Origin of the sequence: Streptomyces sp. SCSIO 75703 (assembly GCF_036607905.1) — a bacterium.
Taxonomy (GTDB): Bacteria; Actinomycetota; Actinomycetes; order Streptomycetales; family Streptomycetaceae; genus Streptomyces.
In genome coordinates, this window is sequence record NZ_CP144555.1 from 68,818 (window position 1) to 86,156 (window position 17,339).

Below are 17,339 nucleotides of genomic sequence, written 5' to 3' on the forward strand. Positions count from 1 at the left end.
ACGGGCGGGCCCGCCATGGGCGGGGGGTGGGGGCGGGCCGCCGCCCCGGTCTCCGGGGCGGGGCGCGCGGGGGTGCGGACGGTTCAGGGGTGCTGGGTGAGGTAGCCGCCCATGGTGGTGAAGTAGTCGGCGGCGGCCAACTCACGGCCGTCCTCGGTGCGGACCCGGGTGAGGGCGAGGCCGTGGTTGCGGCCGGTGCGGGCGTCGGCCCCGGCGACGATGACGACGCCGTCGCCCTCGCGGTAGAAGACGCGGCCGGGGGTGCCGCCGTAGCGGCCCTCGGAGACGCGGGCGGCGAGGACCTCCAGCCGTTTGCCACGGTGGTGGGTGTAGGCGCTGGGGTAGGGCTCGGACTGGGCGCGGACCAGGCGTTCGAGGTCGGCGGCGGGCCAGTTCCAGTCGATGCGGCTGTCCTCGTCGGACCGCTTGTGGAAGAAGCTCGCCCGGGAGCGGTCCTGCCGGGTGAACTCGCTGCGGCCGGCGGCGATGAGGCCGAGGGCGCCGAGGGTGACCGGGGCGATGAGGTCGACGGTCTTGTGGAAGAGGTCGGTGGCGGTGTCCGACGGGCCGACGGGCACCGCCTCCTGACGGACGATGTCCCCGGCGTCCAGCTCGTCGTTCATCAGGTGGGCGGTGACGCCCACCTCGCTCTCGCCGTTGATGAGCGCCCAGATCAGGGGGGAGAAGCCGGCGTACTTCGGCAGCAGGGAGTCGTGCACGTTGAGCGTGCCGTGGCGCGGCAGGCGGAAGACGCGCGGCGGGATCCAGGTGCGCCAGTTGTTGGCCACGATGATGTCCGGGTCGGCCTCGGTGAGCCGGGCGAACAGCTCCTCGTCGTCGGGGCGCCGGCGCAGCAGGACGGGGATGCCGTGTTCCTCGGCGAGGCCGGCGACCGAGTCGTCCCAGATCTTCTCGTAGGCGTGGTCGCTTCCGGGGTGGGTCACGACCAGCACCACGTCGTGTTCGGAGTCCAGCAGGGCCCGCAGGGTGCGGTGACCCCAGGTCTGGTAACCGAACATGACGACCCGCATACGGGTTCCTCCTCGGGGCGGACGGCCTCGGACGGACAGCGACGCCAGTAAAGCAAGCCTTACCTAAGCGTGCAATGCCCTCCGGCCCGCGCCCTGTTGGGGAGCGCCGTCGCCGGGCCGCGGCGGACGGGGCCCGGCCGGGCGAGGACGCCGGCCGGGCGTGCGCCGTGCGGCGTCCCGTCGGGCGTCAGCCGGCCCCGGCGGTCACCCGCTGCGGGACCCCGTCCAGCAGCTCGCGCACCAGCGCGGAGACCTCGCCGGTCTCGACGAGGAACCCGTCGTGCCCGAACGGCGAGGCGATCATGCGCGCCGCGTCGGCGGTGGGGATGCCGGCGGCCAGCTCCCGCTGCTGCTCGGGCGGGTAGAGGCGGTCGGTGTCGATGCCCGCGACCAGCGTCCGGGCGCGCACCCGGCCCAGGGCGGCGCGGATGCCACCGCGGCCCCGGCCGACGTCGTGGGCGTTCATCGCCTGGGCGAGGACCACGTAGCTCGCCGCGTCGAAGCGCCGGATCAGCTTGGCCGCGTGGTGGTCGAGGTACGACTCGACCTGGTAGCGGCCGCCCCGCCAGGGGTCCTCGCCCTCCTGGGGGCGGTTGCCGAAGCGGGTCTCCAGCTCCTCGGCGCCCCGGTAGGTGATGTGGGCCATGCGGCGGGCGATGCCGAGCCCGGCGTGGGGCCCCTGGCCCGGCCCGGCGTCGTGGTAGTCGCCGCCGCGCCAGTTCGGGTCGGCGCGGATCGCGTGGATCTGCGCCGTGGCCCAGGCGATCTGGTCCGCGCTCGCCGCGGCCGGACAGGCGAGCAGCAGCAGCGCCTCCACCCGGTCCGGGAGGGACACGGCCCACTCCAGGGCGCGCATCCCGCCCATGGAACCCCCGACCACCAGCGCCCAGCGGTCGATGCCGAGCGCGTCGGCGAGCCCCGCCTCCGCGCGCACCTGGTCGCGCTGGGTCAGCCGCGGAAACGATCCACCCCAGAAACGGCCGTCGGGACGCGGCGAGGCCGGTCCCGTACTGCCCTGGCAGCCGCCGAGCACGTTCGGCGCGACCACGAACCAGCGGTCGGTGTCCAGGGCGCGGCCGGGCCCGATCAGCGCGTCCCACCAGCCGGCGGTGGGGTGCCCGGGAGCGGCCGGACCGGCGACGTGGCTGTCGCCGGTCAGGGCGTGCAGGACGAGGACCGCGTTGGAGCCGTCGGGCGCCAGGCGCCCCCAGGTCTCGTACGCGATCCGCACGTCCGGGAGTGTTCCGCCCGCCTCCATCGGCAGGGCGCCGGCCTGGTGGTACCAGAGCCGGCGCCCTGGGGGGTCCCCCTCCCGCCACGCACCGGTGGCGGGAGGGAGGAGAGCCTCCGGAGTGGGCGCTCCGGTGATGTTCAGGACGCCTCCTTAGCCGCGCGGAAGCCGGCCTCGAGGTCCGCCTTGAGGTCGGCCAGGTTCTCGATGCCGACGGAGAGCCGCACCATGCCCGGGGAGGCGCCGGTGGCGGCGAGCTGCTCCTCGTCGAGCTGGCTGTGGGTGGTGGAGGCCGGGTGGATGATGAGGCTGCGCACGTCGCCGATGTTGGCCAGGTGGCTGAACAGCTCCACCGCGTCCACGAAGCGCTTGCCGGCCTCGGCGCCGCCGCGCAGTTCGAAGGAGAGCACCGCGCCGGCGCCGCGGGGCAGGTAGCGGCGCCCGGCCTCGTGCCAGCGGTTGGAGGGCAGCCCCGGGTAGTGCACGGCGGCGACCTCGTCGCGCTGCTCCAGCCACTCGGCGAGGGCCTGGGCGTTGGCGGAGTGCCGCTCCATGCGCAGGCTCAGCGTCTCCACGCCCTGGAGGAGCAGGAAGGCGGAGTTGGGCGAGATGGCGGGGCCGAGGTCGCGCAGGAGCTGCACGCGCAGCTTGACGGCGTACGCGCCGGGGCCGAGCGCCGGCCAGTAGCGCAGGCCGTGGTAGCTGGGGTCGGGCTCGCTGAAGTCGGGGAACCGCTCGGGGTGGGCGCCGAAGTCGAAGGTGCCCGCGTCCACGACGACACCGCCCAGGGTGGTGCCGTGGCCGCCGAGGAACTTGGTCGCCGAGTGGACGACGACGTCCGCGCCGTGCTCGATGGGCCGCAGCAGGTACGGGGTGGGCACGGTGTTGTCGACGATCAGCGGGACGCCGGCCTCGTGGGCGACGTCGGCGATGGAGCGGATGTCGAGGACGTTGCCGCGCGGGTTGCCGAGGGTCTCGGCGAACAGGGCCTTGGTGTTCGGCCGGACGGCGGCCCGCCAGGCGTCCAGGTCGTCCGGGTCGTCGACGAAGGTCACCTCCAGGCCGAACTTCGGCAGGGTGTGGCGCAGCAGGTTGTACGTGCCGCCGTACAGGGAGGAGCTGGAGACGATGTGGTCGCCGGCGCTCGCCACGGTGAGCAGGGCGAGGGTCTCGGCGGCCTGTCCGGAGGCCAGGGCGACGGCGGCCACACCGCCCTCCAGGGCGGCGACGCGCTGCTCGAAGGCGTCCTGGGTGGGGTTGTGGATGCGGGTGTAGATGTTCCCGGGCTCGGCCAGCGAGAAGAGGTCGGCGGCGTGCTGGGTGTCGCGGAAGACGAACGAGGTGGTCTGGTAGATCGGCACCGCCCGCGCGCCGGTGGCCGTGTCGGGAGCGCTGCCGGCGTGGAGCTGCTTCGTCTCGAAGGACCAGGCCGAGGTGTCGGGCGCGGCGCCCTCGTCCTCGGGGGTGTGGCCGGCGGTGACGGCGTCGATCGGCTGGCTCATGCTTCTCCTTGGTACGCGTGCGTTGCCCGGGTGGGGCGGGTGGGGTGGTCCGGTGAGCGGGCGTGGAAAAGCGGCGTACGGCTGGCTCCCGGGGAGCGGGTACGCCGCGGTCGTCGCGCAGCGGGCGGGGTCCTGGGGGCCGGAGCGTCCCGTCGGCGGACGGGGCGGGCCGGCGCGGCGCGCGCCGGAGCGCGCGAGGAGGGCCGGGACCGTGGCGCCGGGTCAGCGGGCGGCGGGACACCCCATGGTCGTGACACGCAGGTAGTCCACGTGGCGACGGGTCACGAGAACAATCATGACCTCAGGTAACCACAAGCGACCGACGATCACCAGGCTTTCTCGACCAGTGAGAAACCGGGCACCCCCGGTCGCCGCCGGGGCCGGTTCGCGAGGCCCGCGCGCCGGTTCCGGCGGGCCCGCGCAGACGGTGTCCGCGCTGGTCACCGGCGTGGGCGCGGCCGGCCGGGGCGCCGCCGGGCGCGTCGGGGGCGCACGTAGGCTGGGCGGGTGTCGTCCGAGCCTTCCGCGCCCGCTTCGGCGGGCCCCCGACCGCGCCGGGTCGCCGTCCTCGTCCTGGAGGGCGCCAAGCCCCTGGACGTGGGCATCCCCGCACAGGTGTTCACCACCCGGGCGAGCATGCCGTACGAGGTGCGGATGTGCGGGTCGTCCCCCGGACTGGTGACGGGGGGTGACGGGCTCTCGTACCACGTGGCCCACGGGCTGGACGCGCTCGACTGGGCCGATCTGGTCTTCGTGCCCGGCTACCGCTTCCCGGACCGGGAGAGCCCGCCGGCCGGCGTGGTCGCGGCGCTGGTCGCCGCCCGGAGCCGGGGCGCGCGGCTCGCGGCCATCTCGACGGGGGCGTTCGCGCTGGCGGCCACGGGCCTGCTCGACGGGCGGCGGGCCACCACGCACTGGCACTACGCCCGCGCGCTGGCGGCGCGTCACCCGCGGGTGCGGGTCGACGAGAACGTGCTCTTCGTCGACGAGGGCGGGGTGCTGACGTCGGCGGGCGCGGCCTCGGGCATCGACCTGTGCCTGCACATCCTGCGCGGCGACCTCGGTGTGGCCGCCTCCAACCACGCCGCCCGGCGACTGGTCGCCGCCCCCTACCGCAGCGGCGGCCAGGCCCAGTACGTGCCGCGCAGCGTGCCGGAGCCACTGGGCGAACGGTTCGCGGCGACCCGCGAGTGGGCGCTGCACCGGCTCGGCGAACACCTCACCCTGGAGGTCCTGGCCCGGCACGCCGCGGTGTCGCCGCGCACCCTGTCCCGGCGGTTCGTGGAGGACACCGGGTACACGCCGATGCAGTGGGTGATGCGCGCCCGGGTCGACGTGGCCCGCGAAATGCTGGAGCGCTCCGGTCGCGGCGTCGAGCAGATCGCCGCCGACGTGGGTCTCGGCACCGGCGCGAACCTGCGGCTGCACTTCCAGCGCATCCTGGGCACCACGCCGAGCGAGTACCGGCGCACCTTCGCTCGGGGCGAGTAGCGCGCCCGGCGCGGGCCGGGCGAAGAAGCCGGCGCGCGCGTGGCGTGATCCTTGCGAACCGTGGCACTCGCGCCGCTGCCGCCCGCGTACGGGACGCGGGAGCCTGGTGGCGAACCGAAGGGACACCACTCATGACTCGCATCGCCGTCAACGGATTCGGCCGCATCGGACGCAACGTGCTGCGCGCCCTGCTGGAGCGCGACAGCGAACTGGAGGTCGTCGCCGTCAACGACCTCACGGAGCCCGCCACCCTCGCGCGGCTGCTCGCCTACGACACGACCGCCGGCCGTCTCGGCCGCCCGGTGACCGTCGACGGGGACACCCTGATCGTCGACGGCCGCCGCATCCGGGTGCTCGCCGAGCGCGAGCCGGCCCGGCTGCCGTGGGCCGAGTTGGAGGTCGACATCGTCCTGGAGGCGACCGGCCGGTTCACCGCCGCCAGGGCCGCCGCCGTCCACCTGGACGCGGGCGCCAAGAAGGTCCTGGTCAGCGCGCCCTCCGACGGCGCGGACGTCACCTTGGCCTACGGCGTGAACACCGCCGCCTACGACCCGGCCGCGCACACGATCGTCTCGAACGCCTCGTGCACGACGAACGCCCTGGCGCCGCTGGCCTCGGTCCTGGACGACCTGGCCGGCATCGAGCACGGCTTCATGACCACGGTGCACGCCTACACCCAGGAGCAGAACCTCCAGGACGGCCCGCACCGCGACGCCCGCCGCGCCCGCGCCGCCGCGGTGAACATCGTGCCGACCACCACGGGCGCCGCCAAGGCGATCGGCCTGGTGCTGCCGCGCCTGGACGGCCGGCTCTCCGGCGACTCGATCCGCGTACCGGTGCCGGTGGGCTCGATCGTCGAGCTGAACACGACGGTCGAGCGGGACGTGACCCGCGAGGACGTGCTGGCCGCCTACCGGGCCGCGGCCGAGGGCCCGCTCGCCGGTGTCCTGGAGTACTCGGAGGACCCCCTGGTCTCCTCGGACATCACCGGCAACCCGGCCTCGTCGGTCTTCGACGCGGCACTCACCCGGGTCGACGGCCGGCACGTCAAGGTCGTCGCCTGGTACGACAACGAGTGGGGCTTCTCGCACCGGGTGATCGACACCCTGGAGCTGCTCGCGGCCGGCTGACCGGCCGCGGCCCGTCCCGGCCCGTGTCACCCCGCATCACCCCGATGGCGCAGCGGGCGCCGGCGGTGCCGCTCCGGCGCCCGTCGGCGCCCGCCGCCGTGTCCGCCCGCGCGGGCCCGTCCCGTCCCGCCTGGTCGCCCGCGCCCGGTGGTGCGACGCTGGGAGGGAGTGTGGCCGCGGAGGCAGACCCCGGGAGGGCCGATGGGACGAGACGTCCCGGAGCTGGTCTTCACCCGCGAGGACCGGCGCCGGTACCGGATCAAGATGCAGGAGTGCCTCGACGCGTTCGCCCAGATGCTGCGCGAGTCCCGCTTCGAGACCGAGCGTCCCCAGGTGGGCATGGAGATCGAACTCAACCTGGTCGACGGGCGGGCCGAGCCGGCCATGCGCAACGCGGACGCCCTGGAGGCCATCGCCGATCCGGCCTGGTCCACCGAGCTGGGCCGTTTCAACCTGGAGATCGACATCCCGCCGCGGCGGCTGACCGCGGGCGGCCCCGACGCCTGGGAGAGCGAGATCCGCGCCGCGCTGAACCACGCGGAGGACCGCGCCCGCTCGGTCGGCGCCCACCTGATCATGATCGGCATCCTGCCCACGCTGCGCCGGGCCGACGTCGACGAGGCCGGACTGTCGGAGAACCCCCGCTACCGGCTCCTCAACGACCAGGTGTTCGCGGCGCGGGGCGAGGACCTGCGCATCGAGGTGGACGGCGTGGACCGGCTGCGGACCTACGCGGACACCATCACCCCGGAGGCGGCGTGCACCAGCACGCAGTTCCACCTCCAGGTGTCGCCGGAGGACTTCGCCGGGTACTGGAACGCGGCGCAGGCGATCGCCGGGGTGCAGGTGGCGCTGGCCGCCAACGCGCCCTTCGTGCTGGGCAAGGAGTTGTGGCACGAGAGCCGGGTGCCGCTGTTCGAGCAGGCCACGGACACCCGGCCGCAGGAGATCAAGGCGCAGGGGGTGCGTCCCCGGGTGTGGTTCGGGGAGCGGTGGATCAACAGCGTCTTCGATCTCTTCGAGGAGAACCTGCGCTACTTCCCGGCGCTGCTGCCGCTCTGCGACGAGCAGGACCCGGCCGAGACCCTGGACCGCGGCGACATCCCCGACCTCGGCGAACTCACCCTGCACAACGGGACGATCTACCGCTGGAACCGGCCGGTGTACGCCGTCTCCCACGACAAGCCGCACGTGCGGGTGGAGAACCGGGTGCTGCCCGCCGGCCCCACGGTGGCCGACACCCTCGCCAACGGCGCCTTCTACTACGGGCTCACCCGCGCCCTGGTGGAGGAGGACCGGCCGGTGTGGTCGCGGATGTCGTTCTCGGTGGCCGAGGACAACCTGCACACGGCGGCCCGGCACGGCATCGAGGCGCGGCTGTACTGGCCCGGCGTGGGCGAGGTGCCGGTGGCCGAGCTGGTGCTGCGGCGGCTGCTGCCGCTGGCCCACCGGGGGCTGGAACTGTCCGGGATGGACGCGGCCTGGCGGGAACCCCTGCTCGGTGTCATCGAGCAGCGCTGCGTCACGGGCCGCAACGGCGCGGTGTGGCAGAAGGAGATGTTCCACCACATCGACGCGACGACGCACGCGGGACGGCACGAGTGCCTGCGGCGGATGACGCAGCAGTACATGGAGTACATGCACCTGAACGCCCCGGTCCACACCTGGCCGGTCGACTGACACGCAACGCCCCGCGCCGCCCGGCGTGGGGCCGGGGAGGCGGCGGACGATGTGCCGATGGCTTGCCTACTCGGGGACACCGGTCCTCCTGGAATCGCTGCTCTACGAGCCGGAGCACTCGCTGATCGACCAGAGCCTGCACGCCAGGATGGGCGTGGAGACGACCAACGGGGACGGGTTCGGCGTCGGCTGGTTCGGGCCGGAGATGCGCACGCCCGCGGTGGTCCGGGAGATCGGCCCGGCGTGGAGCAACCGTTCGCTGCGCGAGATCGCCGGGCACGTCCGCTCGCCGCTCTTCTTCGCGCACATCCGCGCCTCGACGGGCAGCGCCGTGCAGCAGACCAACTGCCACCCCTTCCGGCACGGCCGCTGGATGTGGATGCACAACGGGGCCGTGGAGGACTTCGACCGGGTCCGGCGGGATCTGGCGCTGGCGGTCGATCCCGCGCTCTTCACCCGCATCGAGGGGTCGACCGACTCGGAGCTGATGTTCTTCCTGGCCCTCACCTTCGGGCTGGAGGAGGACCCGCCGGGGGCCGTGGCGCGGATGGCGTGGCTGGTGGAGCGGGCCGGGCGGGAGCGCGGGGTGCGTCATCCGCTGCAGATGACCGTGGCGGTGACGGACGGGGTGCGGCTGTGGACGTTCCGCTACTCCAGCCGGGGCGCCTCGCGTTCGCTGTACTACAGCAGCCGGGTGGAGACGCTGCGGGCGCTGCACCCCGGCACGGCGTTCCTGCGGGAGGCGTCGGCCCGGACCCGGCTCGTCGTCTCGGAGCCGCTGGGTGATCTGCCCGGCGTGTGGAACGAGGTGCCGGAGGGCAGTTGCGGCATCGTCCGGCCGGAGGGCGACGCCCTGCTGCCCTTCGCCCCGCTGCCCGTCTGAGCCGGCCGGCGGGGCACGCCAGGGCCGGTCACCAGGTCCGGAACTGCCCGATGAGGAAGAGCGCGACGGCCAGCGGGACCGCCCAGCGGGCGAACCCGGGTACGGTCGGGGCCTGTTCGGCGGGGCGCAGGTGAGGGTGTTCGGCCATGACGGTGAGCAGGTCGGCGGCGTCCGCGCCGGTGCCCCGCCCGGTGCGGCGGACCAGCCAGGCCGGGGCGAAGGAGCCCGCCATCGGCTCCGGGCTGCTCGGGCCGAAGAACTCCAGGCTGCCGTCGTGCCGCAGTTCCACGTGCCGGATCACGGACCACGCCAGGAACCGGGTGCGCCACATCCGCCGCACGTGGACCCCGTCGCGGTCCGCGGTGATCCGCCAGACGCCCACGCGGCAGCAGTACCAGGCGAGGGCGAGGGGCGTCCACAGCGCGAAGACCAGGGCGCTGGGCCGCGGGTGGGCGAGGCTCGCGCCGTCGGGGTATTCCAGCAGGGTGACGAAGACGAGGCACAGCACGGCCCCGAGCGCCTTGCCGCGCCATCCGGCCCGCCAGGTCAGGGGGGCCTGCGGCGCGTCCAGTACGGCGGCCAGTTCCTGCCTGCGTGCCCGGCGCTCCCTGCGCACCAGACGTCGTCTCTCGCCGGCCCTCGCCGTCGGCATCGCGCCCCCGCCTCTTCCTCGTGTCCTGCCGCCGACGTGCCGGCGGTACCGGGGTGGCGGGCCGGGTGCCGCTCCCCGCGGCACCGCACGCACGTACAGACTGCAGGAAGAGGGCCCGGCGGCGCACTGCCGCTTTCCGGCAGTGATGGCCGCCCGTCGGTGCCGGAAACGCACCACGGCACGGTGTCCGGGAAGCGTTGCTTCCGCGGGCACCGTGCCGCGTTCGGCGGATCGCCGGGTCAGGCGGGGGTGATGTTCTCCGCCTGCGGGCCCTTCTGGCCCTGCGTGACGTCGAACGTGACGGCCTGGCCTTCCTGGAGCTCGCGGTAACCGCTGGCGTTGATGTTGGAGTAGTGCGCGAAGACGTCCGGACCGCCGCCGTCCTGCGCGATGAAGCCGAAGCCCTTTTCCGAGTTGAACCACTTCACGGTTCCGCTGGCCATGCCTTTTGCCTTTCAGCCGTAGTCGGACCCGCACCGTGCGGGTCCGGAGGTGGTCGTCCTGGTCCTCAGGCAGTGCACAGCGGAACCGCCCGCACCACGGCGCGGGCGGGTCCGGTCGAACCACGACATCTGCCGCTGACGCTACACGGCATCACCGCACCCCACCAGTGAGTAAGGGGTGTCGATGGGAACGGTGTTGCGACCGGGCGAACGCACGGACACCCGAATACGCGCCTTTCCGGGCGCCCGCGCGCCGTCGTGACCGCCCCCTTCTGCGCCATCCGGGCGAGAGGTGCCGGGCGGCGCACAAGCGGTTCCGGAAGCGGTCAAGCAATGAGTAGTCGACGCAGCGAGCCGGAGGATGAGATGACCGTCAGCAAGGCCCTGGCCCTGGCGATCGGCGCCGTGGTGTGCGCCGGCGCGCTCGGCACCGGTTGCGCCCCGGGGCAGCCGGCCGCCGCGCCGCCGTCGTCGTCGGTGGCGTCCGCGCGTCCGGGGCCCTCGGCGGCGCCGGCTCCGCTTCCGGGGCTGGGCCCGGTCACCCGGGCCCGGGTGCCGGACGAGTCCCGGCAGGCCCTGGTGGTGACGGGCCCGGGCGAGAACACGTTCCGGGCGCGGGCGGTGCTCTACGAGCGGTCCCCCGAGGAGGGCTGGCGGGCCGTGGCCGGGCCCTGGCCCGCGCACAACGGGCTGCGGGGCTGGTCGGACGACCACCGGGCGGGTGATCTGCGCACGCCCGTCGGGGTGTTCGGGCTGAGCGACGCGGGCGGGCGGCTGCCCGACCCGGGAACCCGGATGCCCTACGACCAGGACCCGGACTTCGAGGCGACGGGCACCGGGCACCTCGGCGAGGACCTGGCGGGCTCCTTCGACTACGTGGTGGCGATCGACTACAACCGGGTGCCCGGCACCACCCCGCTCGACAACACCCGGCCGATGGGCGAGGAACTGGGCGGCGGGGTGTGGCTGCACGTCGACCACGAGGGGCCCACCAACGCCTGTGTCTCCCTGCGCGGGGAGCACATGCGCGAACTGCTGCTGGCGCTGGACCCGGAGCGGTCCCCGGTGGTGGTGATGGGTCCGCAGCCGGTGCTGGCGAGCTGAGCCCGGGGCGCCCGCGGTCCCGGCACCCGGTCGGCCGCCGCTGCGGCACCCCGCGTCCGGCGCTCCCCCAGGGTCCGGGGAGGCGTCTCCTACCCCGGCCGGCACCCGGCGGTCCGTCCCCGCCTCCGGGCGCGTGCCGGGCCGCCGGCCGCGCGCGGCGGCCGGCGCCAGGGCGGCGACGAAGAGGGGAGGCCCCCACGACCGGGTGCGCCACGGCGGGAGGAGCACCCCGGCCAGGAGGGTGGCCGGGGCGAGGCCGCCGAGCCCCGGTACCGGCTCCCGGTCGGCGGGCGGCAGTGCGGTCACGTCCCCGCCGTGGAAGGCTCGGGCGCGGTTCCGGAAAGGGTTCGGGAGGCGCACGACGGGGCACCGGGGCGACACCGCACCGCCGGCCGGGCGGGGCGGCGAAGCGCGCTCCGAGGGCCGGTCGTGCCCGTCACCGGCGCCCGTGAGCGACGGCGGACACCGTGACCGGTCACGCCGTGACCCGATGACGCCGTGACCCGATGACGCCGTGACCCGGTGACGCCTGGTCAGAAAAGCCGCTGCTGGGCCGTCGTGGGGGCGCTCACCCGGGGCCTGCGGTCACGGCGCGGCGCCGGCCGGGCGGGGGTCGTGTCCCCGAACAGGGGCGCGGTGCCGTACTCGTCGGGCTCGGCGGGGACGGCGGTCGGGCCGGTCCCCACGTTCAGCCGCAGCGGGGCCTCCCGGTCGAAGTCGCCCGGTGTCATCGCCACCCAGTCACGGTCCTGACGTCCGCCCAACGCTCCGACACCTCTCTCGCGCCGCACCTCGCGGCCAGGCGACGCTACCAGCCGCGTGATCACGGCTGCCGGCCCGCCTCGCCCCGGCGCCCGAGGACCGCACTGGTGTGGCCCCGCGCACGGGGGAGAACGCGGGGCCACGCAGGCAAGCTATCGAAGTAATCCCCCGCCTGCCAGCCCTCGGGCCCCCGCGGGCCCCGCGCGTCCGTCCCAAGCTCACCCGGTCGGGGGACCTCACTCGTCCTTCCGTACGACCGCGCCCGCGACCGTGCGCGGGCCCGGGAAGCCCGCGTCCGGTCCGTGGCGGTTTGCCCGGGGGGTGCCACGGGCACTCGGCGCGACATGATCCGTAGCTTCCTGCGCGGCTGCGCGGCGGGGGCCGCCGGTACGACCGCGCTGAACGCCATGACCTACGCCGACATGGCGCTGCGGGGCAGATCCGCCAGCAGCGCCCCCGAGACCGTGGTGGACACCCTCACCGAGCGGACCGGGCGCCCCCTCCCGTACACGGAGGACCGCGACAACCGGCTCTCCGGGCTCGGGGCGCTGTCCGGCATCGCCGTCGGGACCGGCACGGGCGTCGCCGTGTCGCTGCTGCGCCGGACGGGGGTGCGGATGCCCCTGTGGCTGGGCGCCGCCGTCACCGGTCTCCTCGCCATGGCCGCGACCGACGCGCCCATGGCCCGTCTCGGGGTCAGCGACCCCCGTTCCTGGTCGCCGGCCGACTGGGTCTCCGACGCACTCCCGCACCTCGCCTACGGGCTGGTCACCTATGGTGTCGTCGCGGCCGACGCGGACCGGGAGCGTGCGTCGTGAGCCGCCCGGTGCGCGCGCTGTCCGGCGCCGCGCTGATCGGAGCCGCGGGAGGTCTGCGCAGTACGTGGGGTGCGGCGGCCCTCTCCTGGACGGCCGGGGCCGCCGCCGGGCCGCCGGGGGAACCGCCCTGGCTCGCGCGGCCCGCAGCGCGGGGGCTGCTGCTGGCCGCCGCGGCGGGCGAGTTCGTGGCGGACAAGAACCCTGCCACCCCGAGCCGCCTCCAACCCGCCGGGCTGGTCCCGCGCCTCGTCTTCGGGGCACTCACCGGGGCCGCCGTCGCCCTGCGGCACGGCCCGCCGGCGACCCCGACGGACCCGGAGCCGCCGCTGTCCCCGGTCGCCGGGGCGGTGGGGGCGGGCGCGGCGCTGGCGGCGGCGCTGGCGGGAGCCCGCTGGCGCACCACGGGTCCCCGGCGCCGGCGCTCGGCCGCTCCGGTGGCCGCCGCCGTCGAGGACGTGGTCGCCGCGGCCCTGGCGCTGGCCGCCTGTGCCCTGTGCACCCCCGGCACCCCCGCGCGCCACTTCGGGCCCGACGAGGAGACGGCCCGGCCGCCGAGCGGGGACGGCGCTCCCGGCGACATGGCGGACTGACGGCCGGCGCACCGCTCCCCCGAGGAAGGACGATGTCCCCATGCGGCACGACGAGATGATCGGGAAGGTCCAGTCGCTGGCCCGGCTGCCGGGCCGGGGCCCGGCCGAACGGGCAACACTGGCCGTGCTGACGACACTCTCGGAGCGGCTCCCCTCGGGGCTCGCCGGTCACGTGGCGGCTCAACTGCCGCCGGAACTGGCCGCGCCGATGCGGCAGGCGGCGGACTCCCCCGGCGACGGGCACGATCGGCCCGCCTCGGGCCGGTTCGGGCTGACCACGTTCGCCGGACGGGTGGCCGGCCGGGCCGGCACGGACGAGGACGCGGCCGTGCGCGAGTCCGCCGCCGTCCTGGAGGTACTCGACGCCGCGGTCTCCCCGGAGTTGATGGAGAAGGTGGCCGGGGCCCTGCCCACCGACATCCGCGAGTTGCTGCCCGTGGGCCGCGCGAGGGACGACACGGGCTGAGCGGCGCGGGCGCCGCGCGGAGGTCCGACCGGGCCCCGTGCTCCCGCCCGCGCCGTGAGCCGGTACGCTCCCCGCGCCCGCGCGGTGCCCGGCGGCGGCGCCGGGGCAGGGCGGAGCCGGGCCGCGGGCTGCGCCCCCCGCGCCCCCTCCGCCGGCACGCCGAGGACCGGCCGGTCCTCCGGACATGCCGGAACCGGCCGTACAGGCCAGGCCGTCGCTCCGCACCGACCGTCCCGCTCCGCCCCTTTCCGGCGTGTCGTCGTCCGTCCCGCGCCCGCCGTGGCGCCCGCTCCCGTCGGCGGCGTCTCAGGCCGCGTGGGCCCACCGCTGGGCCGCGCGCGCGGACGCCGCCGTGGGTATCTCGGTGGCCCGCACCCGGTAGGTCGTCCTGGAGGGATCGGTGACCGGTTCGCCCAGCTCTATCCGCCCGGTGGCGTACAGCGCGTCGCACTCGGCGGTGGGCAGGGCGACGTAGCAGCCGCCCCGGCCGGTGGCCGAGTCCAGGGGGCGCCAGTACCCGTACCGCCGCCGGCCACTGGTGTGGACGGTGGCGAAGACCGGGGTGCGGCGGTCGGCGACTATCTGCAACACGGCGGTGGCGACCGGACCGAGCGGCGGGTACGGGCGCGCGCCGGACACACGCGGGGGAAGCTCTGCGGTGAGGGGCATCAGCGGGGCCTTTCCAGGGACAGGGACATGAGAGCACCTACCCGGTCCGCCCGGGAATGATCTCTCGTCACGGCATTCTTCCGTACGGCAGGGACAACCGGCTACGTCCGAGGTCTTGCCGAGAAGAAGCCTCATCACTTAAATCACACCTTGAACTAAGCCACACCGCAGTCGCGTTGGGGTTTCGGATCATCCGTCACCCCATCATCCCACCCCACCTGGCAGAAAGCCGGTCGCATGAGACATCGCATGAGACTCAGAGCCCTGGGTGTCGCGCTCGCCGCCACGGCGGCGCTCGTCGCCCTCCCCTCCCCGTCCCCGGCCACCGCCGCCGAGACCCCGCTGTCGCAGGGCCGTCCGGCGACCTCCTCGTCGGCCGAGAACGCCGGCACCCCCGCCTCCGCCGCCGTCGACGGCGACCTGTCCACCCGCTGGTCCTCCGCCCCGTTAGACGACCAGTGGCTCCAGGTCGACCTGGGCGCGACAGCCTCCGTCACCCGGGTCGTCCTGGAGTGGGAGGCCGCGTACGGCAAGGACTACACGATCCAGCTCTCGCCGGACGGGAGCACCTGGAGCGACGCCCGCACCGTCACCGGCGGCGACGGCGGCACCGACACCCTGGACGTCTCCGGACAGGGCCGGTACGTGCGGATGCTGGGCGTCCACCGGGCCACCTCATGGGGTTACTCGCTCTGGGAGTTCCAGGTCTTCGGCAGCTTCGGCGGCACCGCGCCCGACGGCTGCGACGCGGCCGACGCCGCGCGCGGCCGGCCCGCCTCCGCCTCCTCCACCGAGAACGCCGGCACCCCGGCCTCCGCCGCCTTCGACGGCGACCCGGCGACCCGCTGGTCCAGCCGGGCATCCGACCCGCAGTGGCTGCGCGTCGACCTCGGCTCGGTACGGGACCTGTGCCGGGTGGACCTCGACTGGGAGGCGGCGTACGGCAAGGACTTCCGGATCGAGGCGTCCTCGGACGGGAACTCCTGGCAGACCCTGCGCGCCGTCACCGGCGCCACCGGCGGCAAGGCCTCCTACGACGTGAGCGGTTCGGGCCGCTACGTGCGGATCCACGGCACCGCGCGCGGCACCGCCTACGGCTACTCGCTCTGGGAGATGGCCGTCCGCACCGGAACCACCGGGACTCCCCCGGTGCAGGGCGGCGGCGACCTGGGGCCGAACGTCATCGTGGTGGACCCCTCGACGCCGGGACTCCAGCAGAAGTTCGACCAGGTCTTCGCCCGGCAGGAGGCGGCCCACTTCGGCTCCGGGCGCTACCAGTTCCTGCTGAAGCCGGGAACCTACCACGACATCAACGCCCAACTCGGCTTCTACACCTCCGTCTCGGGCCTCGGGCTCAACCCGGACGACACGCAGATCAACGGTGACATCACGGTGGACGCGGGCTGGTTCAACGGCAACGCGACCCAGAACTTCTGGCGTTCGGCCGAGAACCTCGCCATCCGGCCGGTCAACGGCACCGACCGCTGGGCGGTGGCGCAGGCCGCGCCCTTCCGCCGCATGCACGTCCAGGGCGGCCTCAACCTGGCGCCCGACGGCTACGGCTGGGCCTCCGGCGGCTACATCGCCGACTCGAAGATCGACGGCACCGTGGGCCCGTACTCGCAACAGCAGTGGTACACGCGCGACAGTGCGGTCGGCGGCTGGACCAACGGCGTCTGGAACATGACCTTCACCGGGGTCCAGGGGGCGCCCGCGACCGACTTCGACACCGGCCCGTACACCACCCTCGACACCACGCCGATCTCGCGCGAGAAGCCGTTCCTGTACCTGGACGGCAGCGAGTACAAGGTGTTCGTGCCCGCCAAGCGGACCCACGCGCGGGGCGTGTCCTGGCCCGCCAACGCGGGCGGCCACTCGCTGCCGCTCAGCCAGTTCTACGTGGTCAAGCCGGGCGCGACGGCGACCACCATCAACGCGGCGCTCGCCCAGGGCCTGCACCTGCTCTTCACCCCGGGCGTCTACCACCTGGACCGCACCATCGAGGTGAACCGGGCCGACACGGTCGTCCTCGGTCTGGGGCTGGCGACGATCGTCCCGGACGGCGGCGTCGACGCCATGCACGTGGCCGACGTCGACGGCGTGCGGCTGGCCGGCTTCCTCATCGACGCCGGACCGGTCAACTCCGACACCCTGCTGCGCATCGGCACGCCCGGCGCGAGCGCCGACCACTCGGCCAACCCGACGAGCATGCAGGACGTGTTCGTCCGGATCGGCGGCGCGGGCCCCGGCCGCGCCACCCACTCCGTCGTGATCGAGAGCGACGACGTGCTCGTCGACCACACCTGGATCTGGCGCGCGGACCACGGCGCGGGCGTCGGCTGGGACACCAACCGGGCCGACTACGGGATGCTCGTCAAGGGCGACGACGTGCTCGTCACGGGGCTGTTCGTGGAGCACTTCAACAAGTACGACGTGGTGTGGAGCGGCGAGCGCGGGCGGACCATCTTCTTCCAGAACGAGAAGGCCTACGACGTCCCGAACGCCGCCGCCGTCACCCACGACGGCATCGTCGGGTACGCGGCCTACAAGGTCGCCGACTCGGTGCAGCGGCACGAGGCGTGGGCGCTGGGCAGCTACTGCAACTTCACCTCGGACCCGTCGATCGTCCAGCACCACGGCTTCCAGGTGCCGGTGAGACCGGGGATCACCATGCGCCACCTGATGGTGATCTCCCTGGGCGGCATGGGCCAGTACGCGCACGTGATCAACGACACGGGCGCCCCCACCTCGGGGCCGGACACCATCCCGTCCAAGGTCACCCGCTTCCCCTGACCTGTCCGTCCGGCGGTAGCGGGCCCGCGCCACGCCCCCGGCCGCCGGACGGGCACCACGGCCGCGTGCGCCCCGGACGGTCCACGGACCTCCC

The 17,339-nt window shown here is 74.6% G+C and carries 16 protein-coding genes; 9 read left to right on the forward strand and 7 right to left on the reverse strand.

Annotation, left to right across the window (positions count from 1 at the left end; all coding sequences use genetic code 11):
* Window positions 1-83: 83 nt before the first annotated feature.
* The 3 genes from VM636_RS00325 to VM636_RS00335 all read right to left on the reverse strand — a co-directional run bounded on the left by VM636_RS00325 (window position 84) and on the right by VM636_RS00335 (window position 3,764).
* A complete protein-coding gene (locus VM636_RS00325) occupies window positions 84-1,031 on the reverse strand; it encodes a methionyl-tRNA formyltransferase (RefSeq protein ID WP_030422739.1) in 948 nt (315 codons plus the stop codon).
* Window positions 1,032-1,218: 187 nt separating this feature from the next.
* Window positions 1,219-2,400, reverse strand: a complete 1,182-nt coding sequence (locus tag VM636_RS00330; RefSeq protein ID WP_078856227.1) for a homoserine O-acetyltransferase — start codon at window positions 2,398-2,400, stop codon at window positions 1,219-1,221.
* Window positions 2,401-2,402: 2 nt separating this feature from the next.
* Window positions 2,403-3,764: a bifunctional o-acetylhomoserine/o-acetylserine sulfhydrylase gene (locus VM636_RS00335; protein ID WP_078856228.1), complete on the reverse strand. Its 1,362-nt coding sequence runs from the start codon at window positions 3,762-3,764 to the stop codon at window positions 2,403-2,405.
* A 507-nt stretch (window positions 3,765-4,271) separates the two neighbouring features.
* Between VM636_RS00335 and VM636_RS00340 the strand changes: the two genes are divergently transcribed.
* The 4 genes from VM636_RS00340 (at window position 4,272) to VM636_RS00355 (ending at window position 8,948) form a co-directional block, all read left to right on the forward strand.
* On the forward strand, window positions 4,272-5,255 hold the full coding sequence (locus VM636_RS00340) for a helix-turn-helix domain-containing protein (protein WP_030422742.1): 984 nt from the start codon (window positions 4,272-4,274) through the stop codon (window positions 5,253-5,255).
* 131 nt (window positions 5,256-5,386) lie between these two features.
* Entirely contained in the window at window positions 5,387-6,385 is a 999-nt protein-coding gene (gene gap, locus VM636_RS00345) for a type I glyceraldehyde-3-phosphate dehydrogenase (protein WP_053912717.1), read from the forward strand.
* 201 nt (window positions 6,386-6,586) lie between these two features.
* Window positions 6,587-8,065 carry a glutamate--cysteine ligase gene (locus tag VM636_RS00350; protein WP_030422744.1) on the forward strand — a complete coding sequence of 493 codons (1,479 nt, stop codon included), beginning with the start codon at window positions 6,587-6,589 and terminating at the stop codon, window positions 8,063-8,065.
* Window positions 8,066-8,114: 49 nt separating this feature from the next.
* Window positions 8,115-8,948, forward strand: a complete 834-nt coding sequence (locus VM636_RS00355; RefSeq protein WP_030422745.1) for a class II glutamine amidotransferase — start codon at window positions 8,115-8,117, stop codon at window positions 8,946-8,948.
* Between the two features lie 28 nt (window positions 8,949-8,976).
* Here the strand turns inward: VM636_RS00355 and VM636_RS00360 are convergent, their stop codons facing one another.
* Both VM636_RS00360 and VM636_RS00365 read right to left on the reverse strand, forming a co-directional pair.
* Window positions 8,977-9,600, reverse strand: coding sequence for a PH domain-containing protein (locus VM636_RS00360; RefSeq protein WP_078856229.1), 624 nt, complete (start codon window positions 9,598-9,600; stop codon window positions 8,977-8,979).
* 239 nt (window positions 9,601-9,839) lie between these two features.
* Complete coding sequence (locus tag VM636_RS00365) at window positions 9,840-10,043, reverse strand: cold-shock protein (protein WP_030422747.1); 204 nt, start codon at window positions 10,041-10,043, stop codon at window positions 9,840-9,842.
* A gap of 366 nt (window positions 10,044-10,409) precedes the next feature.
* On the opposite strand from VM636_RS00365, the gene VM636_RS00370 reads away from it, so the two are divergent.
* The gene (locus tag VM636_RS00370) at window positions 10,410-11,147 is read left to right on the forward strand and encodes a hypothetical protein (RefSeq protein WP_053912718.1); all 738 of its coding nucleotides are present in this window, start codon (window positions 10,410-10,412) and stop codon (window positions 11,145-11,147) included.
* Between the two features lie 533 nt (window positions 11,148-11,680).
* Here VM636_RS00370 and VM636_RS00375 read toward each other — a convergent pair.
* Window positions 11,681-11,911, reverse strand: a complete 231-nt coding sequence (locus VM636_RS00375) for a hypothetical protein (protein WP_030422749.1) — start codon at window positions 11,909-11,911, stop codon at window positions 11,681-11,683.
* Between the two features lie 342 nt (window positions 11,912-12,253).
* On the opposite strand from VM636_RS00375, the gene VM636_RS00380 reads away from it, so the two are divergent.
* Genes VM636_RS00380 through VM636_RS00390 form a run of 3 tightly spaced genes read left to right on the forward strand, consistent with a single transcriptional unit; the run spans window position 12,254 to window position 13,783 of the window.
* The gene (locus VM636_RS00380) at window positions 12,254-12,727 is read left to right on the forward strand and encodes a hypothetical protein (protein WP_053912719.1); all 474 of its coding nucleotides are present in this window, start codon (window positions 12,254-12,256) and stop codon (window positions 12,725-12,727) included.
* Window positions 12,724-13,317, forward strand: a complete 594-nt coding sequence (locus VM636_RS00385; protein ID WP_051821546.1) for a DUF4126 family protein — start codon at window positions 12,724-12,726, stop codon at window positions 13,315-13,317. The genes VM636_RS00380 and VM636_RS00385 overlap by 4 nt, the downstream gene beginning before the upstream one ends.
* Window positions 13,318-13,357: 40 nt before the next feature.
* Window positions 13,358-13,783: a DUF2267 domain-containing protein gene (locus VM636_RS00390; protein WP_053912720.1), complete on the forward strand. Its 426-nt coding sequence runs from the start codon at window positions 13,358-13,360 to the stop codon at window positions 13,781-13,783.
* A gap of 306 nt (window positions 13,784-14,089) precedes the next feature.
* Here VM636_RS00390 and VM636_RS00395 read toward each other — a convergent pair whose 3' ends face one another.
* Window positions 14,090-14,452: a hypothetical protein gene (locus tag VM636_RS00395; protein ID WP_037859587.1), complete on the reverse strand. Its 363-nt coding sequence runs from the start codon at window positions 14,450-14,452 to the stop codon at window positions 14,090-14,092.
* Window positions 14,453-14,701: 249 nt separating this feature from the next.
* Between VM636_RS00395 and VM636_RS00400 the strand changes: the two genes are divergently transcribed.
* Window positions 14,702-17,245 (forward strand): discoidin domain-containing protein, encoded by a 2,544-nt coding sequence (locus VM636_RS00400; RefSeq protein ID WP_053912721.1) that lies wholly within the window; start codon window positions 14,702-14,704, stop codon window positions 17,243-17,245.
* The last annotated feature ends 94 nt before the right edge of the window (window positions 17,246-17,339 follow it).